Source organism: Mesorhizobium sp. CO1-1-7, assembly GCF_020164885.1.
Classification (GTDB): domain Bacteria; phylum Pseudomonadota; class Alphaproteobacteria; order Rhizobiales; family Rhizobiaceae; genus Mesorhizobium; species Mesorhizobium australicum.
In genome coordinates this window covers 362,087-388,022 of sequence record NZ_JAIUHA010000007.1, presented here as the reverse complement: position 1 = coordinate 388,022, position 25,936 = coordinate 362,087, and the positions used below count along the sequence as shown (strand labels likewise).

Annotated in this window: 32 protein-coding genes and 1 tRNA gene; 12 read left to right on the top strand and 21 right to left on the bottom strand. The window is 62.4% G+C overall.

All coding sequences use genetic code 11. The annotated features are described in order from the left end of the window. Positions 1 to 57 precede the first annotated feature (57 nt). From LB516_RS18165 to LB516_RS18150, 4 genes are all read left to right on the top strand, one after another. A complete protein-coding gene (locus tag LB516_RS18165; protein WP_224621999.1) occupies positions 58 to 681 on the top strand; it encodes a thermonuclease family protein in 624 nt (207 codons plus the stop codon). A 33-nt stretch (positions 682 to 714) separates the two neighbouring features. Next, positions 715 to 1,326 carry a glutathione S-transferase gene (locus LB516_RS18160; protein ID WP_140664545.1) on the top strand — a complete coding sequence of 204 codons (612 nt, stop codon included), beginning with the start codon at positions 715 to 717 and terminating at the stop codon, positions 1,324 to 1,326. Continuing rightward, positions 1,266 to 1,940: a uracil-DNA glycosylase family protein gene (locus LB516_RS18155; protein WP_140824455.1), complete on the top strand. Its 675-nt coding sequence runs from the start codon at positions 1,266 to 1,268 to the stop codon at positions 1,938 to 1,940. The genes LB516_RS18160 and LB516_RS18155 overlap by 61 nt, the downstream gene beginning before the upstream one ends. A gap of 108 nt (positions 1,941 to 2,048) precedes the next feature. Next, positions 2,049 to 2,540, top strand: a complete 492-nt coding sequence (locus LB516_RS18150) for an Lrp/AsnC family transcriptional regulator (RefSeq protein WP_006205209.1) — start codon at positions 2,049 to 2,051, stop codon at positions 2,538 to 2,540. A 9-nt stretch (positions 2,541 to 2,549) separates the two neighbouring features. Here the strand turns inward: LB516_RS18150 and LB516_RS18145 are convergent, their stop codons facing one another. The 12 genes from LB516_RS18145 to moaA all read right to left on the bottom strand — a co-directional run bounded on the left by LB516_RS18145 (position 2,550) and on the right by moaA (position 11,772). Next, positions 2,550 to 3,113 carry a DUF3299 domain-containing protein gene (locus LB516_RS18145; protein ID WP_224720118.1) on the bottom strand — a complete coding sequence of 188 codons (564 nt, stop codon included), beginning with the start codon at positions 3,111 to 3,113 and terminating at the stop codon, positions 2,550 to 2,552. Between the two features lie 103 nt (positions 3,114 to 3,216). Beyond that, on the bottom strand, positions 3,217 to 3,921 hold the full coding sequence (locus LB516_RS18140) for a DNA alkylation repair protein (RefSeq protein WP_224720117.1): 705 nt from the start codon (positions 3,919 to 3,921) through the stop codon (positions 3,217 to 3,219). Between the two features lie 5 nt (positions 3,922 to 3,926). Further along, positions 3,927 to 4,796 (bottom strand): NAD(P)-dependent oxidoreductase, encoded by an 870-nt coding sequence (locus LB516_RS18135; RefSeq protein ID WP_224720116.1) that lies wholly within the window; start codon positions 4,794 to 4,796, stop codon positions 3,927 to 3,929. A gap of 113 nt (positions 4,797 to 4,909) precedes the next feature. Then, positions 4,910 to 5,734, bottom strand: a complete 825-nt coding sequence (locus tag LB516_RS18130) for an ABC transporter permease (protein ID WP_140619685.1) — start codon at positions 5,732 to 5,734, stop codon at positions 4,910 to 4,912. Then, positions 5,731 to 6,447 (bottom strand): ABC transporter permease, encoded by a 717-nt coding sequence (locus LB516_RS18125; protein ID WP_015317854.1) that lies wholly within the window; start codon positions 6,445 to 6,447, stop codon positions 5,731 to 5,733. Before LB516_RS18125 ends, LB516_RS18130 begins: the two co-directional genes overlap by 4 nt. A 74-nt stretch (positions 6,448 to 6,521) precedes the next feature. After that, the gene (locus LB516_RS18120) at positions 6,522 to 7,307 is read right to left on the bottom strand and encodes an ABC transporter substrate-binding protein (protein ID WP_015317855.1); all 786 of its coding nucleotides are present in this window, start codon (positions 7,305 to 7,307) and stop codon (positions 6,522 to 6,524) included. 159 nt (positions 7,308 to 7,466) lie between these two features. Continuing rightward, positions 7,467 to 7,976, bottom strand: coding sequence for a molybdopterin-guanine dinucleotide biosynthesis protein B (mobB, locus tag LB516_RS18115; protein ID WP_140619683.1), 510 nt, complete (start codon positions 7,974 to 7,976; stop codon positions 7,467 to 7,469). After that, positions 7,973 to 8,599, bottom strand: a complete 627-nt coding sequence (gene mobA, locus LB516_RS18110) for a molybdenum cofactor guanylyltransferase MobA (protein ID WP_140790821.1) — start codon at positions 8,597 to 8,599, stop codon at positions 7,973 to 7,975. Before mobA ends, mobB begins: the two co-directional genes overlap by 4 nt. 53 nt (positions 8,600 to 8,652) lie before the next feature. Next, positions 8,653 to 9,573: a DMT family transporter gene (locus tag LB516_RS18105; protein ID WP_224720131.1), complete on the bottom strand. Its 921-nt coding sequence runs from the start codon at positions 9,571 to 9,573 to the stop codon at positions 8,653 to 8,655. Between the two features lie 178 nt (positions 9,574 to 9,751). After that, positions 9,752 to 10,111 carry a hypothetical protein gene (locus LB516_RS18100; RefSeq protein WP_015317859.1) on the bottom strand — a complete coding sequence of 120 codons (360 nt, stop codon included), beginning with the start codon at positions 10,109 to 10,111 and terminating at the stop codon, positions 9,752 to 9,754. Between the two features lie 136 nt (positions 10,112 to 10,247). Beyond that, entirely contained in the window at positions 10,248 to 10,721 is a 474-nt protein-coding gene (locus LB516_RS18095) for a hypothetical protein (RefSeq protein ID WP_224720115.1), read from the bottom strand. A 55-nt stretch (positions 10,722 to 10,776) separates the two neighbouring features. Further along, positions 10,777 to 11,772: a GTP 3',8-cyclase MoaA gene (gene moaA / locus LB516_RS18090; protein ID WP_140664526.1), complete on the bottom strand. Its 996-nt coding sequence runs from the start codon at positions 11,770 to 11,772 to the stop codon at positions 10,777 to 10,779. A gap of 193 nt (positions 11,773 to 11,965) precedes the next feature. On the opposite strand from moaA, the gene LB516_RS18085 reads away from it, so the two are divergent. Both LB516_RS18085 and LB516_RS18080 read left to right on the top strand, forming a co-directional pair. Continuing rightward, a complete protein-coding gene (locus tag LB516_RS18085; RefSeq protein ID WP_140619676.1) occupies positions 11,966 to 12,319 on the top strand; it encodes a gamma-butyrobetaine hydroxylase-like domain-containing protein in 354 nt (117 codons plus the stop codon). 64 nt (positions 12,320 to 12,383) lie between these two features. After that, positions 12,384 to 12,995, top strand: a complete 612-nt coding sequence (locus LB516_RS18080) for a pyridoxamine 5'-phosphate oxidase family protein (protein ID WP_224682621.1) — start codon at positions 12,384 to 12,386, stop codon at positions 12,993 to 12,995. Positions 12,996 to 13,011: 16 nt separating this feature from the next. On the opposite strand, the gene LB516_RS18075 is transcribed toward LB516_RS18080, so the two are convergent. Further along, the gene (locus LB516_RS18075; protein ID WP_023773737.1) at positions 13,012 to 13,464 is read right to left on the bottom strand and encodes a MarR family winged helix-turn-helix transcriptional regulator; all 453 of its coding nucleotides are present in this window, start codon (positions 13,462 to 13,464) and stop codon (positions 13,012 to 13,014) included. Positions 13,465 to 13,511: 47 nt separating this feature from the next. On the opposite strand from LB516_RS18075, the gene LB516_RS18070 reads away from it, so the two are divergent. After that, a complete protein-coding gene (locus tag LB516_RS18070; protein WP_224720114.1) occupies positions 13,512 to 14,423 on the top strand; it encodes an alpha/beta hydrolase in 912 nt (303 codons plus the stop codon). Between the two features lie 12 nt (positions 14,424 to 14,435). Here the strand turns inward: LB516_RS18070 and LB516_RS18065 are convergent, their stop codons facing one another. Further along, the gene (locus LB516_RS18065; RefSeq protein WP_015317866.1) at positions 14,436 to 14,831 is read right to left on the bottom strand and encodes a rhodanese-like domain-containing protein; all 396 of its coding nucleotides are present in this window, start codon (positions 14,829 to 14,831) and stop codon (positions 14,436 to 14,438) included. Positions 14,832 to 14,894: 63 nt separating this feature from the next. Then, positions 14,895 to 15,509: a TetR/AcrR family transcriptional regulator gene (locus LB516_RS18060; RefSeq protein ID WP_224720113.1), complete on the bottom strand. Its 615-nt coding sequence runs from the start codon at positions 15,507 to 15,509 to the stop codon at positions 14,895 to 14,897. A 100-nt stretch (positions 15,510 to 15,609) separates the two neighbouring features. On the opposite strand from LB516_RS18060, the gene LB516_RS18055 reads away from it, so the two are divergent. Together LB516_RS18055 and LB516_RS18050 are read left to right on the top strand one after the other, a co-directional pair. Next, complete coding sequence (locus tag LB516_RS18055; protein ID WP_140619669.1) at positions 15,610 to 16,356, top strand: 3-oxoacyl-ACP reductase family protein; 747 nt, start codon at positions 15,610 to 15,612, stop codon at positions 16,354 to 16,356. 209 nt (positions 16,357 to 16,565) lie between these two features. After that, a complete protein-coding gene (locus tag LB516_RS18050; protein WP_224720112.1) occupies positions 16,566 to 18,449 on the top strand; it encodes a murein L,D-transpeptidase in 1,884 nt (627 codons plus the stop codon). A 3-nt stretch (positions 18,450 to 18,452) separates the two neighbouring features. On the opposite strand, the gene LB516_RS18045 is transcribed toward LB516_RS18050, so the two are convergent. The 5 genes from LB516_RS18045 to LB516_RS18025 all read right to left on the bottom strand — a co-directional run bounded on the left by LB516_RS18045 (position 18,453) and on the right by LB516_RS18025 (position 21,224). After that, positions 18,453 to 18,929: a hypothetical protein gene (locus LB516_RS18045; RefSeq protein ID WP_224720111.1), complete on the bottom strand. Its 477-nt coding sequence runs from the start codon at positions 18,927 to 18,929 to the stop codon at positions 18,453 to 18,455. Between the two features lie 106 nt (positions 18,930 to 19,035). Beyond that, positions 19,036 to 19,776, bottom strand: a complete 741-nt coding sequence (locus LB516_RS18040) for a lysozyme inhibitor LprI family protein (RefSeq protein WP_224720110.1) — start codon at positions 19,774 to 19,776, stop codon at positions 19,036 to 19,038. Positions 19,777 to 19,917: 141 nt separating this feature from the next. Beyond that, entirely contained in the window at positions 19,918 to 20,175 is a 258-nt protein-coding gene (locus LB516_RS18035; protein ID WP_015317872.1) for a PepSY domain-containing protein, read from the bottom strand. Between the two features lie 151 nt (positions 20,176 to 20,326). Beyond that, positions 20,327 to 20,401, bottom strand: a tRNA-Val gene (locus tag LB516_RS18030). A 139-nt stretch (positions 20,402 to 20,540) separates the two neighbouring features. Next, positions 20,541 to 21,224, bottom strand: coding sequence for a phosphoglycolate phosphatase (locus tag LB516_RS18025; protein WP_224720109.1), 684 nt, complete (start codon positions 21,222 to 21,224; stop codon positions 20,541 to 20,543). A gap of 252 nt (positions 21,225 to 21,476) precedes the next feature. Between LB516_RS18025 and rpiA the strand changes: the two genes are divergently transcribed. The 3 genes from rpiA (at position 21,477) to gor (ending at position 24,335) form a co-directional block, all read left to right on the top strand. After that, entirely contained in the window at positions 21,477 to 22,208 is a 732-nt protein-coding gene (rpiA, locus tag LB516_RS18020) for a ribose-5-phosphate isomerase RpiA (protein ID WP_140664506.1), read from the top strand. Beyond that, on the top strand, positions 22,195 to 22,827 hold the full coding sequence (locus LB516_RS18015; protein WP_140619662.1) for a DUF2059 domain-containing protein: 633 nt from the start codon (positions 22,195 to 22,197) through the stop codon (positions 22,825 to 22,827). The genes rpiA and LB516_RS18015 overlap by 14 nt, the downstream gene beginning before the upstream one ends. Before the next feature lie 116 nt (positions 22,828 to 22,943). Beyond that, positions 22,944 to 24,335, top strand: coding sequence for a glutathione-disulfide reductase (gene gor, locus LB516_RS18010; protein ID WP_140824446.1), 1,392 nt, complete (start codon positions 22,944 to 22,946; stop codon positions 24,333 to 24,335). Positions 24,336 to 24,392: 57 nt separating this feature from the next. Here the strand turns inward: gor and mgtE are convergent, their stop codons facing one another. Beyond that, positions 24,393 to 25,757, bottom strand: a complete 1,365-nt coding sequence (gene mgtE, locus LB516_RS18005) for a magnesium transporter (protein ID WP_224720108.1) — start codon at positions 25,755 to 25,757, stop codon at positions 24,393 to 24,395. Between the last annotated feature and the right edge of the window lie 179 nt (positions 25,758 to 25,936).

The window sequence follows — 25,936 nt, the reverse complement described above, 5'->3', positions numbered from 1 at the left end:
GCGCAGCGATTTCAAGGTGTTAAGCTACGTTCGAATGATTAACCAACCGTTTGCCATATGAGCCGTTCGTGGTCGCCAAGGTCGCGCCCGAGGTACGCGGCAGCGCGCCCGAGAAGTCCGTGGCGAAAGCTGCTGGATTACGGGCTGACCGTCATCATTCTGGGGCTGCTGATCCTGCTTGCGGCGCGTCTCGATCGAGTGGAGACACGCAAGACGCAAGGTACAGCCATCATCAATGACGGCGATTCGATCACGCTCGGCACCGAGCGCATCCGCATGCGCGGCATCGACGCCCCGGAATACACCCAGACTTGCCACAAGAACGGCGCCGATTATGCCTGTGGCACGCTGGCGCGCCAGTCGCTGGTGCGGCTGATCGCAGGCAGGCCGGTCACCTGCAGCGGCTGGCAGCGCGACCGCTATGGCCGGTTGCTCGGCGACTGCAAGGCCGGCGGCACCGACCTAAACCGCGCCCAGGTCGAGGCCGGCTGGGCCGTTGCCTACGGCGCTTTCGAAGGCGAGGAAGCGACGGCCCGCGCGGCCAGGGTTGGCATCTGGGCGGGCACGTTCGACCTGCCACAGGACTGGCGCGACAGTCACCACGGCGAGGTCGTCGAGCGAAAACATGGCACACTGGCGTCGATCGGCGACGCGGCGCGCGAGATCTTTCGCTTCTGGTGAAGCGTGTCTGGCGGAAGGAAGAGGAGGATCGAAATGAAGCTGTTCGACGGCGGCCGGGCACCCAACCCTCGGCGGGTTCGGGTTTTTCTCGCCGAGAAGGGAATCGCGGTTCCGTTGGTGCCCGTCGACATGGGCGCGCTGGAACACAAGCAGCAGCCAATAAGCTCGCGCAACCCGCTGCGGCGCCTGCCGGTGCTGGAACTCGATGATGGCACCATCCTCACCGAATCCGTCGCCATCTGCCGCTATTTCGAGGAACTCCATCCCGAGCCGGCATTGTTCGGAAACGGCGCGCTTGGCAAGGCGCAGGTCGAGATGTGGCAGAGGCGGATGGAGTTCAACCTGCTCAGCAGCGTCACGCAGGCTTTCCGCCATGTCCATCCCGCCATGAAGGAATGGGAAATTCCGCAGGTCCCCGAATGGGGTGAGGCCAACAAGCCGAAGGCGGTGGAGTTTCTCATGCTGCTCGATGCTGAACTCGGCAGTCGTGAATTCGTCGCCGGCGACAGCTATTCCATTGCCGACATCACAGGGCTGATCGCGATCGACTTCATGAAGCCGGCACGCATCAAGGTGCCGGAGGAATGCACCAATGTGTCGCGTTGGCATCAGGCAATCTCCAGCCGGCCGAGTGCCGCTGCTTGAGCGTGGAACTGGACAGATTCGCCGCGACGGTCCGCGCTTGCCGCATCTGCGCGGACGATCCCATCGGCAAGCCGCTGGCGCATGAGCCGCGTCCGGTGCTGCGACCCTCTTCCAGCGCCCGTATCCTGATCGCCAGCCAAGCACCGGGAACCAAGGTGCATCTGTCGGGCATGCCCTTCACCGATGCTTCGGGCGACCGTTTGCGGACTTGGCTTGATGTGACCAGCGACGAATTCTACGACATCGAGAAATTCGCCATCGTGCCGATGGGCTTCTGCTTTCCCGGACAGGACGGCAAGGGCGGCGACCTGCCGCCGAGGCGCGAATGCGCCCCGGCCTGGCGCGCGCCCTTGATGGCGCTGATGCCGCGGATCGACCTAGTGCTGACGATCGGCATCTACGCGCAGACCTGGCATATGGGCGCGGCGCGGCGCGCCTCGCTGACGGAAACGGTGATGGACTGGCGCGCCATCTGGGAGAATTCCGTCGGCCCCAAAGTGCTGCCGCTGCCACATCCATCCTGGCGCAACACAGGCTGGTTGAAGCAGAATCCGTGGTTTGAAATGGATTTGCTGCCTTTCCTGCGCTCGGAAATCCGCTATCGCCTCGGTTAGGCATTGAGCAAGAAAACACTCGCTTTCGACGCAAGCGGCAGAATTTTTTTCTTGTGAATGGCCCAAATAAAAGGGAATATAGCGAAACTATTCCACCAGGAGCCTCCGATGGATCGCCTCGACCGAAAAATTCTCCGCCTGCTGCAGGAGGACGCGACGCTCGCGGTCGCCGATGTCGCCAAGAAAGTCGGCCTGTCGACCACGCCGTGCTGGCGGCGCATCCAGAAGCTGGAGGAGGAGGGCGTCATCAAGCGGCGCGTCGCCATTCTCGACCACGAGAAGGTCAATGTGCGGGTCACCGTCTTCGTGTCGATCCGCACCAATTCGCATAGTCATGAATGGCTGCGCCGGTTTTCCGAGGTCATCCAGGAATTTCCCGAGGTGGTCGAATTCTATCGCATGAGTGGCGACGTCGATTACCTCTTGCGCGTCGTGGTGCCCGACATTGCCGCCTACGACGCCTTCTACAAACGGCTAATCGCCAAGATCGAGATCCGGGACGTGTCGTCGTCCTTCGCCATGGAGCAGATCAAGTACACGACCGAAATCCCGCTCGACTATATGGTGCTGGACAAGGAGTCGGGCGCGAACGCGGCCTGAGCCCGCCGTTCAATTCTTCTCCTTGTTGAGGAAGCTCCAGGGCGAGTTCACCGGCAACACAACGGAGTCCGGAACCGTGTCGACGCCCACGACATCTGCCTTGCGCACGGTGTAGCCGGACTGGATGACGCTGACGCCGTCGAGAATGAACAGCTGGCTCTTCTCCATGTCCGGCTTCAGGGCGCCGGTGACGGCAACCGGTTGGTAGGCCTCGGACATCTTGTAGGGACGGGCTGGTGTGACCAGCACGATCTGGTTGGGCGGAGGCGTCGGCATGTGGCTGCACGCACCCGTCCATGGCACCAGCAGGAACTGATAAACGAGATCTCCGTCGCGATCGACCGGCAATGCATAGCCGGCTAATTGTATGGTCTTGTCGTGCAGAGCGACCGAGAGTGTCTCGCCATGATCCGGCAGTTTCGCCGCGATCATCGGCAAGCCGGCGTCTTCGGCGACGGCCTGCGTCGCCGGGCGCAGATCCTTCCAGAAGATGTGCGTGGTCTCGGCCGAAGCGCCCGCGGTGGAGAGTGCAAGCGCGGCCGCAAGCGCCAGGATCGCTTTGAAATGGTTCATGGTCGCATCCTTTGCGGGCGAGTAAAGACGCCGCTGTCGGTGGCGTCAATGCTCGAGCCGCGTCACATGTCGGCGAGAACCGGCTGCGGCAATCCCCGCCTTGTCAGGTCTTTCTGGTGGCGAGGCGTTCGTGGGTTTTGGCATGCGAGAGTTCTTTCACCGCATCCTTGCCGATCCAGCGCGCCGTCCTGTTCGCGGAGTTGGCAAGTTCCTGCGCCAGGGCAAGGGCAGGGCCATGCAAACCCACCGACCGTTTGCCGATTTGCCGCAGCGCCCAGTTGACCGCTTTCCTGACGAAATTGCGCTCGTCGCGGGAATGAGCCTCGACTAGCGGCAGGTAGGACAGAAACGTCGCGTCCGGCTCCTTTTTCAAATGCACTGACGCCCATGCCAGCATCGCGAAGGCCGTGCGGCGGACGAATTCGCGCTCGTCGGCGGCAAACTCCTCGACCAGCTGGCGCCAGAACGGCGTGTCCACGAACAGATCCGAGACGGTGTCGACGATCTCCCAGGAGTCGAAATCGCCGGCCCAGCGGCGGCACTCTTCAACGGTGATCTTTTTCGGCTCGCCGGTGAAGGCCGCCATCAGCCGTGCTTCGCGAACGCCGCTGTCCCACAGCGCCAGGGATCGCTCGTGGTTGCGTTTCAGCTTGCGCGCCAAAGGCCGCAAATCCGCATTGGCGACACCGAGCGCGGTCGCGGTGTTGATACCGAACCGCCCCATGCCGGCGCGGGTTTCCTCGGTTCCGATCGAGCGCAGATGGGCGACGATGTCCTGCGCGGTCCAGCCTGGAACGGGCAGGGACACTGCGCCTACTTCTCCAGCCGCGCCAGCAGCGAGGACGTGTCCCAGCGCCTGCCGCCCATCGCCTGCACGTCCTTGTAGAACTGGTCGACCAGCGCGGTCACCGGCAGCCTAGCGCCATTGCGATCGGCCTCTTCAAGGCAGATGCCGAGATCCTTGCGCATCCAGTCGACGGCGAAACCGAAGTCATATTTGCCAGCATTCATGGTCTTGTGCCGGTTTTCCATCTGCCAGGAACCGGCCGCGCCCTTGGAAATCACCTCGATGACCTTCTCAATGTCGAGACCTGCCTTCTTGCCGAAATGAATGCCTTCCGAAAGCCCCTGCACCAGCCCGGCGATACAGATCTGGTTGATCATCTTGGTGAGCTGCCCGGCGCCCGCCGATCCCATCAGTCCAACCATGCGGGCAAAAGCGTCGATAACTGGCCTGGCCCTGTCGAAGGCGGCCTCATCGCCGCCGACCATCACGGTCAGCACGCCGTTCTCGGCGCCGGCCTGGCCACCGGAGACGGGCGCGTCGAGAAATGAGAAGCCGCCCCATTGCGCGGCTTCGGCCAGTTCGCGCGCGACTTCAGCCGAAGCCGTGGTGTTGTCGATGAAGACCGAGCCTTTCTTCATCGCCTTGAAGGCGCCCGCGGGGCCCGTGGTCACAGAACGCAGGTCGTCATCGTTGCCGACGCAGGAAAAAACGAAATCCTTGCCCTCGGCGGCCTGGGCCGGCGTCGCGACAAAGCCGCCGCCATGTTGGGCGACCCACTGCTCAGCTTTGGCTTGGGTGCGGTTGTAGACGGTCACGTCGTGGCCACCCTTGTTCTTCAGGTGTCCGGCCATGGGATAGCCCATGACGCCAAGACCGAGAAATGCCACCGATGCCATGCCTTGTCCTTCCGACGGAAAAGAGATTTCAGCTGCGGAAGCTCTAGGCCATGCGACGAATTCGTCAAGGCGCGCGCTGCGGCATCGACTGGCACAGGCCGATCCGGAGCGGCTCAGCGATTGAGGTGGATCGTAATCCTGCGCTCGATCCATTCGACGCCATGGCGCAGGATTTCGACCATCACCAGATAGACGATGGCGACCCAGACATAGGCCTGGAAATCGAAGGATTTGGCGTAGGCAAGCTTCGCATTGCCCATCAGGTCATAGACCGTGATGATGGCGACGATGGCCGAGGCCTTGATCATCAGAACCAGTTCATTGCCGTAGGGCCGCAAGGCCACGATGAACGCCTGCGGCAGGATGACCTTGCGCAGCGTCTGCAGCTTGTGCAGGCCGAGCGAGGCAGCACCTTCCCATTGGCCCCTGGGAACACTCTCGATGGCGCCGCGGAGGATTTCGGCCTGGTATGCCGCGGTGTTGAGCGCAAAGGCGAACACCCCGCAGTTGAAGGCCTCGCGGAAGAACCACCACAGCCCGATGGACTCGAGCTGCAGCCGGAAAGAACCCAAGCCATAGTAAACGAGGTAGACTTGGACGAGCAGCGGTGTGCCTCGGAAGAAATAGACATAGCAATAGGCTAGGCCGGACAAGAACCGGTTCTTCGACATGCGGCCATAGGTGACGGGCAGCGAAAAGATCGCGCCGGCCACCATCGAGATCGCCACGAGCGACAGCGTGGTCCACAGTCCCTGCAGATAGGCGGGTGCATATCTGGCAAAGAACTCGCCATTCCAGGCGTAGACGAGATAGGCGAGGATACCGAGGCCGAAGAGGATCCAGAGGCCGACGAGTGCGTAACCGACGATGCGGGTGCGCGGCCAGCCGCGTGCCCGCGGCGGCGGGCGGTCGACCGAGATCGCTTCCGTGACGCTCATCGTGCCTCCCTCCGCCCCAGCGAGCGCAAGATGAACCCGGTTGCGATCGAGGACAGGATCGCCAGGACGAGGAAAACCAGTGCGGCGACGCTGTAGAACAGGAAGGAATGCTTGGTGACACGTGCCGCCACGCCGGCATTGCGCAGGGTTTCAGCGAGGTTGACGACCGAGACGAGGGCGGTGTCCTTGAGCAGGCTCAGCCAGCAATTCTCAAGGCCGGGAAAGGCGATGCGCAGCAGCTGCGGCAGGATCACCTTGCGCATGGTAAGCCATTTCGACAGGCCGATTGCATAGCCGCCTTCATACTGGCCCTTCGGAATGGCGCGAAAGGCGGAGAGGAATACCTCGCTGGCGTAGGAAGAAAAGATCAGCGACAGCACGATCATGCCGGCGATGAAGCTATCGACATCGATCGTTGCCTCCGGCTTGAAGAGGCGGATGACGTATTGCAGCAGGATGGGCATGCCGAAGAAGAACAGGAACAGCGTCACCAATTCCGGCAAGCCGCGAAACATGGTGGTGTAGATGTTGGCGGCCAGCCGCAGCGACGGTTCTTCGGACTGCTTGGCCCAGGCCACGAAAAAGCCGATCGTTAGGCCGATCGGCAGCGTTGCAAGCGCGAGCGCGATGGTGACCAACGCACCATAGGCAATATCGTCACTCCAGCCCTCCGGTCCCCAACTGAGCAGTGTCCATATGCTTTGGACTGGCATTGACTGGCCTTACCCCACGGCGCTCCCGAGATGAACAAGGCGGCAGGGAAACCCCGCCGCCTTGGCAATGATGATCAGGACTCGGCGCCGTAGACGTCGAACTTGAAGTACTTGTCGTTGATCTCCTTGTATTTTCCGTTGGCGCGGATGGCGTCGATGGCGGAATTCAGCTTGTTGACCAGGTCGGTATCGCCCTTTCGAACGGCGATGCCGGCGCCAGGTCCGAAAATTTCGACAGGTTGCGGCGAGGGTTGGCCGAGGATCTTGCAGCAGGCGCCTTCAGGCGAATCCAGAAACTGCTGCAGCACGACAATATCGTCCTCGATGGCGTCGAGACGGCCATTGGCGAGGTCAGCCTGTTCCTCGGGGCTGCTCGGATAGCCCTTAATGGTGCTGTCCGTGTAGGTCTTCGAGGCATAGTTGAAATGGGTGGTGGTGGTGGCGACGCCGATATTCTTTCCGGCGAGGTCTTCCTTGGTCACTCCCTTGAGCGGCGAATCCTTCGGCACGGCGATCGCCGACGGGGTGTTGTAGTATTTGTGCGAGAAGTCGACCTTCTGCTGCCTCTCCGGCGTGATCGACATCGAGGCCACGATGGCGTCGAACTTGCCGGCCTGAAGTGCGGGGATGATGCCGTCCCAATCCTGGGCGACGAAGGTGCACTTGACCTTCATCTCATCGCAAAGTGCCTTGGCGATGTCGATGTCGAAGCCGACAAGCTGGCCATCGGCGGTGAGGTTGTTGAAGGGGGGGTAGGCGCCTTCGGTGCCGATCCGCAGGGTCTTCTCCTGGGCCTGGGCTACGCCGAGCGTCAGCAGCGCAGCCGATGCGGCGAGCGCGATACGCAGTGCAATACGCATGATAGTCCTCTCTTTATGGTCCCGGCCGTCGTTCCGAAACGGCTCTGTGGGGCGGTGCTTTTTGACCGCCCGCTAGGCCGATACTCCCACTCTTTCCAAGAAAAAAGCAACCGCAAAACCGCCGAAATCGGTAATGGGCTTCTACCGTTACGTTACTTCTCAAGCAACGAGGCCGGTCGTACGCTCGATGAAGTCGGCTATGGATTTTGCGTCATCGAGGTCGAACACCGGCAGGCTCTGGTCGGCGATGGCGAAATCCGCGGCGACGGCGACAATATTGGGATCATCCACCGCAAGCGGCGTCCGGTCCTTCGCTTCCAGCCGCCTCGTTTCGATCTTACGGTGGGATTCGCGCTTGTAGCCTTCGACCAGCACGATGTCGCAGGGGGCGAGCCGCGACAGGATGGCATCCAGCGGCGGCTCCTGCTCGCCACGCAATTCGTGCATCAGCGCCCAGCGACTGCCCGATACGATCGCAACCTCGGTAGCACCCGCCTGCCGGTGGCGGAAGCTGTCGGCGCCGGGCTTGTCGATGTCGAAATGATGATGAGCATGTTTGACCGTCGAGACTTTCCAGCCGCGCCGCACAAGCTCCGCGACCAGCCTTTCCGTCAGTGTGGTCTTGCCGGAGTTTTTCCAGCCGGTGATGCCGAAGATGCGTCTGTTCATGGCGACATGCTCTGCAACAGCTGTTCAGCCTGGGCAAGATCGTCCGGCACATTGATGTTGAAGAAAGGATCGATTCCGGCGGATTGCGGGACAGGGAATTCCACGTCGACATGGCCGTGTTGTTCGATAAAGGTCGAAACGCGCCTGTTGTCCTCATCGACCAGGAAATGCCGCAAGGCTTCGCGGCATCCGGTTGGCCACAGCGCGAAGGTCGGATGCCGCCGGCCCGCCGAAGAGGCGACGGCGATCGAACCGGGGTGTTGATGCGCCGCCGCCGCAAGACGATCAACGAGATCCGGCGGCAGGAAAGGCGTGTCGCCGGCCGCTGTGACGATCGCCCTGCAAGGCGTGCCGGCGGCGGCCCATTCCAGGCCGGTCAGGATTCCGGCAAGCGGCCCGGCAAAGCCTTCGATGGTATCGGCAAGCACCGGCAGCCCGAACCGGGCGAACCGCGCCGGATCGCCATTGGCGCTGAGCGCCAGGGTCTCGAGCTGCGGGCCAAATCGCGACAGCACCTGGTCGAGCACGCAGCCGCCGCCCAGCGGCAACAACGCCTTGTCGCCACCGCCCATCCGCCTCGACTGGCCACCTGCCAGGATGAGCCCAGCAATATCCCGCTTCATGCTATCCAGCCTGTACGCCAGCCGCGGAAATCGCAAGCGGCTTCAAGGGGGTGCTAGAGTCCTTCCGGCGCCATGGCCGGGCCGGTGCTTTCGGCGACGATCTTTCGCCGGCCGACCATCCGCTCGCGATAAAGCGTATAGAGACCCGAGCCAACAACTATTGCCGCGCCGCCAGTCATCGGCACGTCCGGTATGTCACCGAAAATAATCAAGCCAAGCAGTATCGACCAGAGGAGCGCCGTGTAGCGGAACGGGGCGATGAAGGAGATCTCACCCGATCGCATCGCCATGATGATGAATTGGTAGCCGATGAGCACCAGCACCGCGGCCAGCGCCAGCAGCGCCGTGCTTTTGCCGGTCATCGGTGTCCAGCCACCCATCGGCGTCAACAAAAACGCACCGACTACGGTCATGGCCAGCGCGGTGGCGGTCGAGACCAGCATCGTCGGGATGGCCTGGGGGATGCGCTTGGTGGCAAGGTCCCGCACCGTGCAGCAGGCGACGGATGCCAGCGCCACCAGCGAGTAAATGCTGAAGCCCTCGAAACCCGGCCGCACGATGATGATGACCCCGGCAAACCCGATGGCGATCGCCAGCCAGCGCCGCCAGCCGACCGCTTCACCGAAAAACAGCGCCGCGCCCATCGTCACCGCCAGCGGCAGCGCTTGCAGAACGGCCGAAACGCTGCCGATCGGCAAATGGGCGAGCGCGACCAGGAAGGACACCGTAGCGCCCGCCTCGCCCAGGACACGGACCGCCACCAGCGGCTGCAGCATCAGGCGCGGCTGAAAAAGTGCGCCACGTTGCCAAGCCAGCAGACCGACGAACAGCGAGGCGAACGCCCCTCTGATCAACATGACCTGCGCCATGTTCATCGACTCAGAAGAGTATTTGGTGATGGCGTCGTTGAGCGTGAAGCCAACCATCGCTACCACCATGAACAACGCGCCGCGAAGATTTGGGGAAAGGGGCAAGACATCTACCGGTTGCTTTGGCAAGCAAGGCTGTAACAGCCCGCCACGAGACAGCAACGGCAAAGGGCTGGGCCAGGACCCGATATCCATCTTCGCCGGCGTGAAACCATCCCGGACGAGGTATGAATTCTGTCGGAAGGCGGCAACGCCTCCCGACACGGTGCGGACGAGGGATTGTCTACTTCTTGGGTGACAGCACCTCGGTGCCGTTCCCCTCCTTGCCGGCGATGGTCCACAGACCATGCAGCGACCCGTCATCCTCGACCTTGTAGACGACGAGGCCGATATCCTTGCCCATTTCGTAGCCAGCGGAGAATGCGTTGTCGTTGCGCATGCAGATGCCATCGGAAGAAGAACCGCCGGTCTCCCAGTGGATCGTGCAGGTGGTGCCGCTGGTCAGCGTGATGGTGGCTTCGCCGCCATAGGACGAACCATCGAAATTGGTGCCGGCAACGGTGTAAGTGCCGCCGATCGACTGGGCAGCCGCCGGCAGGGCAGCCAAGCCGAGCAAGGCGAAAGCGAGAAGAAGTTTGCGCATGATGTAATCCCCCGAAAATGCGATGAATCGCTACGGAACGGAGGGTAGGCGGGAAACCATGACCAGTAAATCAGACCGACATTTGCCGACAGAGATTTGTTTGCGGTGTGGCTAAAATACTCTTGGCTCGAACGGTTCATGGCCCCTTGAGGCTGCCAGCGATGGCGCCGACCAGCGGGTCATATTTCGATTTCAGCGCCGGCGGATAGTCGATCCAGACCGTGCGGATGACGCCATCCCCGTCAAACAGCCGCCGCTCATAAAAAATCTTTCCGTCCTTCACGCCCGACAGCACCGCCCAATCCTTGCCGGCCTTGCCGTAGGTGAGCTTGTAGCCAGGCTCATTGCTCGTCTTTTCGCCGACGACAAAGTCTCTCGGCGTCTCATGGTCGATGTTGAGGATGCCGGAGCATGTCAGGCTGGCGCCGTCCGCGCTCAGCCATACCTGACCGTCGCCATTCTCAGGCTCGGGCTGGCGATCGGTGAAGATATCGTCGGGGAAGGTGCAAACGGTGCCGAAGCGCTCGTTCACGTAGGTGGATTGCGCGGCAAACGCGGTATTCGCCGAGACCGCGGCAAGAGATATGATGATTGAGTAGAGCCGTCGCATGCCTTGCCCCGAAGCCGATGATTGCACGGCATTCTCGCACGGACAGGAGACAAGGTCAGCCGCCGGTGACACTCATATGCCGAGACACCGACGGACGGCTGGTGCGGCGGTCGATGATGAAGTCATGGCCCTTCGGCTTGCGGCCGATGGCTTCGTCTATAGCGTCGGCAACCAGTTCATTGCCTTCGGACGCGCGCAACGGAGCGCGTAGGTCGGCCGCGTCTTCCTGGCCAAGGCACATATAGAGCGTGCCCGTGCAAGTCAGCCTGACCCGGTTGCAGCTTTCGCAGAAATTATGCGTCATCGGCGTGATGAAGCCGAGTTTTCCGCCGGTCTCGGCGACTTGGACATAGCGGGCCGGGCCACCGGTCTTGAACGGAATGTCGGTCAGCGTGAACTGGCGCTCGAGTGATGCGCGCAGCAGCGACAGCGGCAAGTACTGGTCGGTGCGATCGGCGTCGATCTCGCCCATCGGCATGGTTTCGATGACGGTAAGGTCCATGCCGCGACCATGCGCCCAGCGCATCATTTCGGGCAGCTCGGCGTCGTTGAAATCCTTCAGCGCCACCGCGTTGAGCTTGACTTTCAATCCAGCCGCCTGGGCGGCATCAATGCCCGCCATGACCTTGCCGAGATGACCCCAGCGGGTGATGGCGTGGAACTTGTCGGCATCGAGCGTATCGAGCGAAACATTGATGCGCTTGACGCCGCAATCGGCGAGTTCCGCGGCGAAGCGCGAAAGCTGCGAACCGTTGGTGGTCAGCGTCAGTTCTTCCAGTGCGCCGCTGTCAAGGTGCCGGGAAAGCTGGCGCACCAGATGCATGATGTTCTTGCGCACCAGCGGCTCACCGCCGGTGAGGCGCAACCGTTTGACACCCTTTTCAATGAACACGGTGCAGAGCCGGTCGAGTTCTTCCAGCGACAGCAGGTCTTTCTTGGGCAGGAAGGCCATATCCTCGGCCATGCAATAGGTGCAGCGGAAATCGCAGCGGTCGGTGACCGACACTCTGAGATAGCTGATCGTGCGACCGAAGGGGTCGATCATGTTCATGTTCGAGCGTTTCCGTGGCCGTTAACGGCGCCGTTATATACAGCTATGTGATACGATCCAGCCCGCCATTCAAGATAGCCGACCTCGATCTTTGGTAACATTCCGCGACCGACATTGCGTGTCGGCACGATCCCATACCTTTTCGCTTGGCGCGAAGCAGCGTAGGGAAGGGCAAATTCAGGCAGGATCGATCATGACGGCTCCGAAAGAACTGAGGGTCTCCAAGGACCGCAAGCTGCTCACCGTGACCTTTCCCGGCCACCAGCCGTTCGAGTTGCCGGCCGAGCTGCTGCGCGTCGCCTCACCGTCGGCGGAAGTGCAGGGCCATTCGCCCGAACAGCGGGTGACGGTTCCCGGCAAACGCGATGTGGCCATCCTGAAGATCGAGCCGGTCGGCAACTATGCGGTGCGAATCACCTTCGACGACTTCCATGACACCGGCATCTTCACCTGGAATTACCTGCACACGCTCGGCCATGAGAAGGATGCACGCTGGAATGCCTATCTCGCGGAGCTCGCCGAGAAGGGCCTGAGCCGCGATCGTTAGCCGCCATTGCGTCGTCAAAACGTCACGGATCGGGCGTAGGGGCGGCGGGACGGGAGACTGAAAAATGTCGGTCATCACCACAGTCGAACAACTCGAAGCCCTTTACGGATTGCCCGGCGAGGCCTCGGTGGTCAAGGAACTTGACCACGTCATCCCCGAATACGCCGCCTTTATCGAAGCCTCGCCCTTTGTCGCGCTAGCCACCAGCGGCCCGGAGGGGCTGGATTGTTCGCCGCGCGGCGATCTCGCGGGCTTCGTGCGCATCGTCGATGCGAAAACGCTGATGATGCCGGACCGGCGCGGCAACAACCGTGCCGATTCGCTGAAGAACATCATCAGCGATCCGCGTGTCGGCCTACTGTTCCTGGTGCCGGGCTCCGGCACGACGCTGCGCATCAACGGCCGGGCCCATATCACCACGGACCCAGCGTTGTGCGCGTCGTTCATGGTCGACGGCAAGCCTGCGCGTTCGGTCACCGTGATCGATGTCGATTCGGTCTATTTCCAGTGCGCTCGCGCCATCGTGCGGTCGGAACTGTGGAACCCTGCCAAGCATGTCGACCCGAAGTCGCTGCCGACACCAGGAAAGATTTTGGAGATCACCAGCCGCAAGAATATCGATGGCGAAACCTACGACAGGGAATGGCCGGAGCGGGCGAAGAAATCGATGTGGTGATCGCCTGAAAGGGCGATCACGCCTCGTTCAGCACGTCATAGATCTTGCGCATCTGCTCGCCGATCATGTCGCATTGTTCCGGCGTCGACTGGCTCATTGCCTTCTCGATCAGCGCCATATGCACTTTCAGCGCCCGCATCAGCAGCGCCTCGCCGGTTTCGGTCAGCGTAAGCCGCAAGATGCGCTTGTCCTTCTCATCGCCTTCGCGCCGCAGCAGGCCACGCGTCTCCAACTGCGGCAACAGCATGGTGATGTTGGAGCGGCCGACGAGCAGCTTGCGGGCGAGGTCGTGCTGCGACATGCCCGGATGGCGGTAGAGGTTCATCAGCACGTCGAGCTGCGCCGGCTTCAGGTCGAGCGGCGCAAGTTTCACCGCCAGCGTGCGCTCCAGCACATGGCAGGCGCGCGCCACCGCGACCCAGTTGCGAAAACGCGGGTTGTCCCAGGGTAGCTCTTGTTTATTGTTCATCTTTGAACTATTATGTTCATGCTTGAACGTATGGATGGATTCTGACTATGGCATCATTCGGGCTGAAGGTCATCCGAGGTGTGTTTGGTGCGGCCGAACATGTCGCGCCGCGCATCACCGGGCGTGCGGCTTTCGAATTGTTCTGCCGTACGCCAAGCACCAGGACACTGACCGACGGCGAGCGCCGCGCCATCGACCGCGCCGCGGAGTTCATGGCCGAGGCGCGGCATCACCGGCTGAAGACCGCGACCGGCTGCGTCATGGTTCATGAATTCCGCCCCGAGCCGGGCCGCGAGTCCGCCGGCACCGTCCTCATCATCCATGGCTGGCGCTCGCGTACCGAATATATGCGCGTGCTGATCGAAGGTTTTCGCGCCGCCGGCTACAAGGTCGTCTCACTCGATCTTCCCGGTCATGGCCATTCGCAGGGCAGGCACCTGAACATGGTCAATGCCGTCGAAGCCGCAAGAGTGGCCGGCGAATGGTTTGGGCCGTTCGTGGCTGCCGTCGGCCATTCCTTCGGAGGTGCCGTTGCCGCCAATGCCATCGCCGGCTCCGTCAAGGACATCCCGCCGCTGTCGGCCGCACGTCTTGTGCTGATCGCGGCACCAAGCTCGCTGCCGGCAATCTTCGCCGACTTCAGCCGCATGCTCAATGTCGGTCCCCGCTCGCAGGTCGCCATGGCTGACCGCGTCGAATATCTCTCCGGCCGGCCGTTGCACGAATTCACCGGTGACCGGCAGCTCGCCCAGGCGCCCGTGCCGACGTTGGTCATCCACGCGCCCGACGACCGGGAGGTGCCGGCTGAACATGCACGACGCTATGCCGGCGCCGGCGACCATGTACGGCTGCACTGGGCCGACGGGCTCGGCCATCGCCGCATTCTGGCCGACAAGGGCGTGGTTGAACGCGCCGTCGGCTTCGTGACCATGCAGCAGAACCCGTCGCTGCTCCACTGAGCGGCACTCAGGCTATTTCTTCTTGTCTCCGGGCTCTACAGGCAGTCCGGCAGCCTTCCAGGCCGTGTAGCCGCCGAGGATGTGTTTGACCGGGGAAAGACCCATGTCCTGCGCCGTCTTGGTGGCCAGCGCTGAACGCCAGCCGCCGGCGCAGAAGAAGACGAAGCTTTTTCCGGAAGCGAAGAAGGGCTTGTGGTAGGGGCTTTCGGGATCGATCCAGAACTCCAGCATGCCACGCGTGACGTGCTTGGCGCCGGGAATTCTGCCGTCGCGTTCGATTTCACGAGGATCGCGCAGATCGACGAAGATGGTGTCTTCGTCCTCAAGCAGCCCTGCCGCTTCCTCGGGCGAAACCACTTCGATCTCGGCGTTGGCCTCATCCAGCAGTTCGCGATACCCTTTTTTCACGTGGTTCCCTCCGGCCGCAGGTTTGCTGGCAAGTCGGATTTCGAGCACAACGGATGGTGTTTGTCACGCCTCGACGGTGCCGGCCATGGTCTTCCAAGCGGCCATTGCCCCGGCTACCGTCGCCATCAGGGCGGCGCGGGAAGCGCCGTCACGCGCCTGAATCGACATGCCATGCTGGACCGTTGCGAAAAAGGTCGCGGCTGCAAGGCAATCGAAGTCGGCAGGCAATTCACCTTCGGCCACGCCGCGCTCCAGACGCTTCTTCAGCGCGGCGAGATTCTCGGCGCGCCGGCGCCGCAAATCCGCGCAGATCGCGCCCCGGCTCGAGTCTTCGTGCAGCGCACCCAGCGTAATCAGGCAGCCCTGCGGACGATCGCTTTGCGAATAGGCCTTCGCGGTCCGGCGCAAGAACCGCTCGATCGCAAGCCGCGCCGTTGGCGCCTCTTCCAGCGCGAGCCAGATGTCGGCGCCCTCAACGCGGGAATAGAGATCGGTCGCCTCGAGGAACAGGGCCTCCTTGCTGCCATAGGCGGCGTAGAGGCTCGGCGAATTTATGCCCATTGCCACGGCGAGATCGCTGATCGATGCGCCTTCATAGCCCTTGGCCCAAAACACGTCCATCGCGCGCCGCAAGGCCGCGGTTCGATCGAAGGTTCGTGGACGGCCTCTTTCCGACATGATGCTCTTTTCTGTGTTGATCGATACATAAATGAGTTGACGCGGCCGGGCAAGGCTGGCAGGTATTTATGTATCAATCGCTACATAAATGGAGAAACCGATGTCATCAGGAAATTTGAACGGCAAGGCAGCACTCGTCACCGGAGGCAGCCGCGGTATCGGCGCGGCCATTGCACGAAGGTTGGCGGCGGAGGGGGCCGATGTGGCGCTGACCTATGTGCATGGCGAGGAGCAGGCTCGGTCCGTCGTCGCCGAGATAGAGACCAAGGGCGGTCGCGCCATCGCCATTAAAGCCGACAACCGTGACGCCGAGGCCATAGACCAGGCGGTGGCCGATGCTGTGACTGCCTTCGGCCGGCTCGACATCCTGGTCAACAGTGCCGGCATCTGGCGCGCCGCGCCGATCGATGCGCTGTCGCTTGCCGATTTCGACGAAACCATGTCGATCAATCTGAGAGCGCCGTTCATCGCCTCGAAAGCGGCGGCAAGGCACATGGGCGAGGGCGGCAGGATCATCTCGATCGGCAGCAATCTGGCCGAGCGGGTCACCGACACCAGCCTGGGCGCCTACTCGGCCAGCAAGGCGGCGCTGGTCGGCCTGACTAAGGCATTGGCCCGCGACCTCGGGTCACGCGGCATCACCGCCAATGTCGTCCATCCCGGTTCGACCGACACCGACATGAACCCGGCCGACGGCCCGCATGCCGAGCATCAGCGCCAGAAGATGGCCACCCCGCGATTCGGCGAAGCTGACGATATCGCCGGCATGGTTGCCTGGCTCGCCGGACCGGAGGGCAGGTTCGTCACCGGAGCCGCGCTGACCATCGATGGAGGCGCAAACGCGTAAGCCACAGGGATTCCCGGGCCGGCGCGACAGTTCGGTCGCGCCGGCCGTCACGATGTTGTGAAACCGTTCTGCAACAGCCCTGCCGAAATTTATGAAAGCTTAACGAAATCGGTATGAATCGGTATAGTCGCGCCTTACATCCGCCATGCGGTGAGCGGGACGGTCTAGCGTGCGGAACGGGAACCGGTTGCGACCGGAGCGGGTGATCCATGAAATTCCTCGGTAAAAAAGCAACCGTGATGCCGCTGGTGGCGGTTACGGCGACGCTGGCTTTCGGCATGCCTCAGGCAGGGGCCCAGGGATTTTTCGACATGCTGTTCGGCGGGGGCATCAGGCATGAGCCGAAAGGCGAGTTTCCGCCTCCTCCGCCGAAGCACAAACCCAAGCCGAACGCTCCGGCCGGCGGCGGCGTGAGGATCAGCAGTCCGTCCTACTATACTTACAAGGCCGACAAGCTGGTGCGTGTCGACTTCTCGACGCTGGCTACGGCGCCGCAGCCGGCTACACCGCAAGATGCCGCTTTCGTGCCTTCGGCCACGGGTGCTGCCTTCCATGAAGCCATTGCCGGGCTCGCCGACTATGAACTCTATGCCGAGCCCGACATCGCCAAGGCGCTGATCGCCTATTACTCGGCCAACCCGGATTTCATCTGGGTGACCGGAACCACCCCGAACAACCGCGCCCAGGATGCCGTGCGGGTGCTCGGCGAGGCTGCAAGCTACGGCCTCACGCCTGCCGACTACACGGTCGATGTGCCTGCTGCCAGTTCGTCCTCGGCGGACGACGAGGTCAAGCTGAAGGAGCTCGTGCGATTCGAGATGGCGCTGTCGGCACGTGTCCTGCGCTATGCCCATGACGCCCAGAATGGCCGTGTCGAGCCCAACCGCATGACCGGCTACTACGATTTCCCGGCCAAGCCGCTCGACATGATGGGCGTGCTGAAGACTCTGGCGCATACCCAGGAGGTTCGCACCTATCTGGAATCGCGCCATCCGCAGAATGCGGAATATCAGGCGCTGCGCGTCGAACTGGAAGCGCTGCAGGCGAGCGCCGAGAACGAAATCGTCGTCGATCCCAAGCTGCTGCTGAAGCCAGGCGAAACCAGCCCCGAATTGCCGAAGCTGCTGTCGCTGATCGCGCGTAATCTCGATGACGAGATGGGCGGCACCTATGGCGAGGTCCTGTCGCGGCTGGCAACCAGCGAAGTCTACGTTCCCGAGCTGGTGCCGCTGATCAAGGCGGTGCAGCAGAAGGAAGGCATGAAGGGCGATGGCGTCATCGGTCCACGCACGGTCGCCACGCTGGCCGGGACGTCGAAGGCCGACAGGCTGCTGAAGGTGGAGGTGGCGCTGGAAGAACTGCGCTGGCTGCCTTCCGATCTCGGCAGCCCGCGTGTTTTCATTAACCAGCCTGCCTTCACCGCAAGCTATATCGACGACGGCCAGGAAAAATTGAAGACGCGTGCCGTCGTCGGCCGCGTCACCAACCAGACCGCCTTCTTCTACGACCAGATCAAGCAGGTCGATTTCCACCCCTACTGGGGCGTGCCGCAGTCGATCATCGTCAACGAAATGCTGCCGAGGTTGCGCGGCGATCCCGGCTATCTTGACCGGGCCGGCTACGAGGTGACGGATTCACGCGGCAAGCGCATCCCTTCGTCGGCGGTGAACTGGGGCGCTTATGGCGCCAACATTCCCTATAATGTGCGCCAGCAGCCGAGCGAGGCCAATGCTCTGGGCGAACTGAAGATCCTGTTCCCCAACAAGCACGCGATCTACATGCACGACACGCCGCAGAAATCGTTTTTCAAGCAGGATATGCGCGCGCTCAGCCATGGCTGCGTGCGCCTGCAGGATCCGCGCGGCATGGCGGCGGCAGTGCTCGGCACCTCGGTCGATTATATCGCGGAGAAATTGAAGCACGGACACTCGACCGAGGATGTGATACGCAAGATCCCAGTCTATGTCGCTTATTTCACCGCCTGGCCCGACATGTCCGGCAAGGTCGAGTATTTCAGCGACGTCTACGATCGCGATTCCCGGCTGAAGCAGGCCCTGGACGCAACCGAGGCGGTGCGCTCACCCTCGAGCTAGTCGTTATCGCTCCGACAGCGAGCGCCTGAAACCGGCGTCGCGCCCGGCGATCAGCCAATAGACCAGCCCGGCAACCAGACCGGCGGCGGCTATGATGCCGATGTCGACCCAGCGCTCCAGATCCACGTCCTTCGCCGCGCCCGGCCAGATCAGGAAGAAACCTCCGGCCGCAGCCGCGGCGCCGAAGACCATGTGCAGCATAGCGTTGCGAAGAGAGAAGAATTCGGCGATCAGCGCAAAAATCAGCGTCTGAGGCGCGGTCACCACGATGGTCAGGAAATAGATGAACATGCCGAGCGGCGGTACCACAAAGGCCGCGATCGGCGAGACCCCCATGAGGTCGAAATAGGCTGGCGCGTTGGGCAGGGAACTCAGCGCGGCATAGATCGCCACGACGGCGATCAGACCAACAAGTATGGCGACGAGATAGCCGGCCAGCATCATGAGGACGCGCTTCATCAAGTGCTTCGCAGTTGACATGTCCACCCCCCGGTGAAGCCTGATCCTTCCACAATCAGCCATCAATGGCGAATTGACGCAAGGGGAGACGGAGCACTCCTGGGCTCGCTGGTGAAAATCCCGCAGCTCAGGCGCCGCCGCACATATGCTGCGAATCCGGGAGAGCCCAGGAGCCTTTCGCGACCAGGTCGACGGAATAATAAACCCGGCCACGGTCGTCGTCCTTGGGGCAGTCCCTGGGAATGGAGATCAAGCACATGACGACGGGTTCGCCGACCTTGGCGGCGGCAAGGCCAGCCTCGCGATTATAGGATACGGCGCCGCCGCCATTGGTGAATGTGGCCGCGCTGCCCGCTTCGGGAGTAGCCGTTTCCAGCGGATCGTCGCCAAGCCGCGTGGTCAGCGTCTCGATATGCGTCGACGCGCATTGGCCGATCGCCGAGGGCAGGGGCTGGTCCTTATTGCCGGGGTTCCGTGCAGCGGCGTCCAGCGCCTTCTTGCCGATCAGCGCGATGGTGTAGTCCTGCACCCAGGACGGCGCATTTCCATAGGTCTGCAAGGCGTTGTCGAGCGCGCTGACGATACAGGGGGTATCGCTCTTGCAAGCATTGCGATCGGCGATCAGCCCGCGGGCAATCTTGCGCTTGTCGCCGCCGAACGCCGGCTCGAATTCCTTATAGGCCTTCGAAACCAGCAGATCGATCGCCGACAACTGCGGGTCGGCGCAGATCGCCTTTTCCGCCGGCAGGTTTGCCTTGCCGCAGTCGAAGGACGGCCCGTCCGCCAATGCCGGAGAAACGGCAAGGAAGCCGCCGGCTGAGACGATGGCGAATACAGACAGAAGATAGGGTCTAACGAAACATCGCATCATGGCCCCCAAGCCAACAGGATTGCCGAAGGCGCGGCCCCGCGCCCAGCCTAACATACGCCAGGATGGACAATTTTGACGCTCGTTTTGTCGTTGAGAACACGCAGACGCAGCGCATTCGCGACGTGATGTCCGCGAACCTTATTTTGGTTCGGCCGTCACAGGATCGAAGACGATTTCGACCTTTGCCTTGTCCGAGGTATAGTAGGTGACGGTGTAGCCGTCCTTGTCCCAGTCGACCTCCTTCACGTACCGAAACCCGTCACGCTGCTCGACCTTAGCGATGATCTCCGACAGCTTCTTGGCATTGGGTGGCGGCAGTGCAGTTTCATCCGCGGCAAAGGCGGGTCCGGCGGCGAAAAGAACGACGACGGAGGCCGCAAGCAGAAATCTGGACATGGTTTTCCCTCAAGTTTCGACGCAAGGAAACTCGCTGTCATGCAGGTTTGTTCCGCATGTGGGTGTTCCGGCGTTCAGCGCCTGTGCGGAAAGGCAGAGCGCCAAAGGGGAAGGCGGGCTGTAGCTGCCGATGTGATGTTCAGCAAACAGATGGTGGGCGATGCAGGGATTGAACCTGCGACCCCACCCGTGTGAAGGGTGTGCTCTCCCGCTGAGCTAATCGCCCGCTCGTTGCCCGGAGGCCAAGCGAGCCGCGATATAAGGGAGGCCGACCCATTAAGTCAAGGCAGCGTCTGGTGTTGTCACACAGATCGGATTTGCGGTCTCGCCAAGGCCCGTTCCGCAGAGATTTTCATCGTCGGCGCTCAGCGCGCGGCGGCGCCGATCAGCCTTTGTGCCAGATCGAGCGTCAACGCATCGAAATGCGAGATCACCGCCGAGGGCTCGAACTCGCGCACATGACGGTCGGTGTAGCCGAAATCGACGGCGACGACAGGAATACCGGCCGCCTTGGCGGTGTCGATATCGGTTTGCGAATCGCCGACCATCACGGCACGGTGCGGATTCCCGCCGGCGAGTTTGACGGTCTCGATCAGGTGGCGCGGATCGGGCTTGCGGAACGCGAACGTGTCCTGCCCGGCAATTGCCGCGAAATGCCTGGTCAAGCCGAGTGCTTCGATCAGCGCCAGCGAATTGGCCTGGTATTTGTTCGTGCAGATGGCCAGCAGATAGCCGGCCTTCTCAAAGCGGGCAATCGCCTCGATCACGCCGGGGTAGGGGCGGGATTTGCCCGGAATGTTGTCGGTGTAGTGATCGAGGAACAGTTTCAGCAGCCGGTCGTGCTCCTCAACCTTGAGGGATCGTTGCTGCGCGGCATGCGCCCGCTCGATCATCACCCGACCGCCATGGCCGACGAAGCGTTTAAAGCCGGCTTCGTCGACGGCCGATAGTTCGCTGGCCGCCAGGCTGTGGTTGAGGCTGTCGAGCAGGTCCGGCGCCGTGTCAATCAGCGTTCCATCGAGGTCGAACACGATGATCGGGCGAGTCATGATCCATCCTGCGCAGGTTTGTGCATGGCAGGCGATAACGGCTGCGACGCGTTAAGGCAAGCAGACCGGCGGGACGGCCGCCAAGGGCTTTGACCCGGCCTGCAAAAATGCTAGGAGCCGAAAACGCTAAAGCGCGTCGCGTCGAAACCGACTCATGCGGCGCGCTTCAGGTCTTTCTTTCATGCATGTCGTTTTCCCAAAGCCGAGGTCATTTTGGGCGACATGCATTCGGTTTCGGGGCAGCAAAGCAGCATGGATGCGAGACAATTGAAGGTCGAGGCCGCGCGGGCGGCCCTTGCCCATGTCAGCGACGGCATGCGGCTCGGCATCGGCACCGGCACCACTGCCGAGGAGTTCGTGCGGCTGCTTGCCGACAAGGTCGCCACCGGCATGACCATAACGGGCGTGCCGACCTCTGAACGCACTGCTGCGCTGTGCCGCGAACTCGGCGTGCCGCTGTCGACGCTGGAGGAAACGCCCGAACTCGATCTCACCGTCGACGGTGCCGACGAGGTCGACCCGGAGCTGACATTGATCAAGGGCGGCGGCGGCGCGCTGCTGCGCGAGAAGATCGTGGCCGCGGCCTCGCAGCGCATGATCGTCATCGCCGACCGTTCGAAGATGGTCGAGACACTCGGCCGGTTTCCGCTTCCAATCGAAGTCAACCAGTTCGGCCTGCGCGCGACCGAGATCGCCGTGGCCATGGCGGCTGGAAATCTCGGCCTTTCCGGTCCGGTGACATTGAGGATGACGGGAGGCCAGCCTTTTGTTACAGACGGCGGCCATTTTATCCTCGATGCATCTTTTGGCCGCATTCCGGATACAAGAGCGCTTTCGAATGCTCTCCACGCCATTCCTGGCGTGGTCGAGCATGGTCTTTTCATCGGGCTGGCGTCGGCGGCCATCATCGCCGGCGGCGACGGTATCCAAACTGTCCATGCCGCCCGAAAACCAGGGAGTTCTACCGATCATGATGTTGCATAACCGGGTTCGCCGTCTTTCCGTCCTTGTGGCGGCTTCGGCCGTCTTCGCGTTCTCCTCGCCTGTCTTCGCGCAGGACGTCACGGAATCGCATCTGAAGGCCGCACGCGCCGCGGTCGCCGCGATCCACGCGACCGACCCGTTCGACAACATCCTGCCGCAGGCCGCCGCGGCGCTCGAATCGCAGCTTATCCAGAAGAACCCGGACATGCAGGAACTGATCGGCAAGACGATCAACGAGAAGGCGCTGGCGATGGCCTCACGCCGTGCGGATCTCGAGAAGGAAGCGGCTCTTGCCTATGCGAAGGTGTTTTCCGAAAAGGAACTCTCCGACATCGCGGCTTTCTACAGCTCCGAGTCCGGCAAGAAGCTGCTCGACAGCGGCCCGACCGTGACGCGTGACCTCGTCAAGGCCGCCGACATCTGGCAGAACGGCGTCGCGCGCGATCTCGCCCAGCAAGTCGGCGAGACTCTGGCAGCGGCGGCAAAAGCCAAGGCGCCGGCCGCACCCGCCGATGCAACCGCCCCCGCGGATGGTGCTGCTCCTGCGGACGGAGCTGCTCCGGCGGATGGCGCGGCCCCCGCCGACGGTTCTGCGCCGGCGGACGGCACGCAGAACTGATCGTGATCTTTCCGACGGCCTTGCGGCCATCTGTGAAGCCCGGCTTGTCCGGGCTTTTCTTTTGACGGTTTGCGGCCTACCTGTCAGTCGAATTTTGGCGTTCAAGGAGCCGCTTCATGGCCGGTTATGACTACGACCTCTTCGTCATCGGCGGCGGCTCCGGAGGGGTGAGGGCGGCGCGGGTCGCGGCAGCGCTCGGCAAGCGCGTTGGCATTGCCGAAGAATACCGTTTCGGTGGCACCTGCGTCATCAGGGGCTGCGTGCCGAAGAAGCTCTATGTCTATGCCTCGCAATTTCCCGAGCATTTCGCCGACGCCGCCGGCTATGGCTGGACAGTGCCGGAAGCCAGTTTCGACTGGCAGACGCTGGTCGCCAACAAGGACCGCGAGATCAGCCGCCTGGAAGCGATCTACAAGAAGAATGTCGAGGGTTCGGGTGGCGAGACGTTTCACACGCGGGCGATGATCGTCGACCCGCACGTGATCCACCTCCTGAGCGAGGACCGCACCGTCACCGCCGATCAGATCCTGATCGCCACCGGCGGCCGTCCGGCAGCGCATCCGGCGCTGCCCGGCCACGAACACTGCATCTTTTCCAACGAGGCTTTCGACCTCAAGGAACTGCCAAAGGCGATCATGATCGAGGGCGGCGGCTATATCGCGGTCGAGTTCGCCAACATCTTCCATGGCCTCGGCGTAGACACCACACTGGTCTATCGCGGCAAGGAAATCCTCGGCCGCTTCGACATGGACCTGCGGCGCACGCTGCATGAGACGATGGAGAAGAAGGGGATAAAGATCCTTTGCCATTCCGTCTCCGAATCGGTCAGCAAGCGGCCGGACGGACGGCTCGACGCGCAGCTCATCGGGGGGCAGGTGCTGACGGTCGATCAGGTGATGCTGGCCATCGGCCGCATCCCCAACACCGAGAATATGGGCCTGGAAGGCATAGGCCTCGATATGACCGCCGCGACCGGTGCGATCAAGGTCGACCCGTATTCCCGCACCAGCATCGACAATATCTGGGCGATCGGCGATGTCACCAACCGCGTGCAGCTGACCCCGGTGGCGATTCACGAAGCCATGTGCTTCGTCGAGACGGCCTTCAAGGACAATCCGACGGCGCCCGACCACGACACGATCGCAACGGCTGTCTTCTCGCAACCGGAAATCGGCACGGTCGGCCTGTCGGAAGACGAAGCCGTAAAGCGCTTCGCCGATGTCGAAATCTACCGCGCCAGCTTCCGGCCGATGCGGCACACGCTGTCGGGCCGTGACGAAAAGATGCTGATAAAGCTGGTCGTCGATGGCGCTTCGCGCAGGGTTCTCGGCGCCCACATATTGGGGCCGGATGCCGGCGAAATGGCACAGCTGCTCGGCATCCCCCTGAAGGCCGGACTGACCAAGGACGACTTCGACCGCACAATGGCCGTGCACCCGACCGCCTCCGAAGAGCTCGTCACCATGTACAAGCCGACCTATCGAGTGAAGGACGGCGAGCGCGTCTGACGTCGCCTGACGCGGCGCTGCCGCCGCCAGCCACGGCCGGCGGCGGCAGTCGAACCGCTACAGCAAGGTGCCGCGCAGGATGACGAGCGCCACCGAGAAATAGATCACCAGTCCGGTGACATCGACCAGCGTGGCGACGAACGGTGCGGATGCACTGGCGGGATCGAAACCGATCCGTTTTAGGGCGAAAGGCAGCATCGACCCCGACAGCGAACCGAAGGTGACGATGCCGACCAGTGCGGCACCAACGGTTGCGGCAATCAGCGGCCAGTGCGGGCCATAGTCATAGAAGCCCATATATTGCCAGAGCGCGATGCGGCAGACGCCGACCACGCCCAGCATGGCGCCGAGCACGAGACCGGTAGGCAGTTCGCGCAGCGCCACCCGCCACCAGTCACGAAGGCCGATTTCGCGCAGCGCCAGCGCGCGGATGACCAGCGAGGTCGCCTGCGAGCCGGAATTGCCGCCGGAGCTCATGATCAGCGGGATGAACAGCGTCAGCACGATCGCCTTCTCCAGCTCGCCCTCATAGCTTTGCATGGCATTGGCCGTCAGCATCTCGCTGATGAACAGCGCACAGAGCCAACCACCGCGCTTCTTGATCATGGCGAGAAAGCTCATCTTCATATACGGCTCGTCCAAAGCCTCCATGCCGCCAAAGCGATGCACGTCTTCGGTCGTCTCCTCAATCATCGTGTCGATGATGTCGTCGATGGTGACGATGCCGAGGATCTTGCCGTTGTCGACGACCGGGACGGCGAGCAGATCGTATTTGGAGATCGTCTGCGCCAGGTGTTCACGATCCGTCAGCGGAGTGACTGTCACCGGCAGGCGGTCCGGCGCTACCGACAGGATCGGGTCGTCCGGTTCACCGGTGATGAGCCGACGCAAGCCCGTCGACCGCACCAGGAGATTTGTCCGCGGATCGACGATGTAGATTGCATAGACGGTCTCGCGCGTCCGTTCGACCTTGCGGATGTAGTCGAGCGTGCGTCCGACGGTCCAGTCGGAGGGCACGCTGACGAACTCCGTGGTCATGATCGAGGCGGCGCTGCCTTCGGGATAGCCCAGAATGGAAAGCAGGGTGGCGCGCAGCGGCGGCGCCAGCGCACCGAGCAGCTCGGAGCGTGCCGGCTCGTCGAGCTCGCGCAGGATGTCGGCCGCGCGGTCGACGGACATGGCGGTGAGCAGCTTGCTCGCCTTGGGACGGGGCAGGGCCTCCGCCAGTGCGGGCGCGCCTTCGAGCTCAGGCTGGTCGAAAATCTCGACCAGCCGTTCGAAGGGTACGGCGCAAAGCAGCTCCGTCGCGGTTTCGCGCGATTCATGGTTGAGCGCCTCGACAAGGTCGGCGACGTGATCATTGGCAAGGATGCGGGCGATAGCGACGGCCTCGTCGTCCGCTACGGGGAAAAAATCGTTCATGGCTCACTCCTTGCCGTCCGGCAGGACATGAACCATTCAGGTCACGTCTAGGCGGACGGCCGTTGCGTTCGACTGTGACTGTCGCCAGGCATGGCGCGGTGACCTTTCTGCTTGCGGGTTCGCTTTTGACTGCTGCAAGCCGGCGCAACATAGGAGCGCGCCTTGCCGAGTCAATCGCG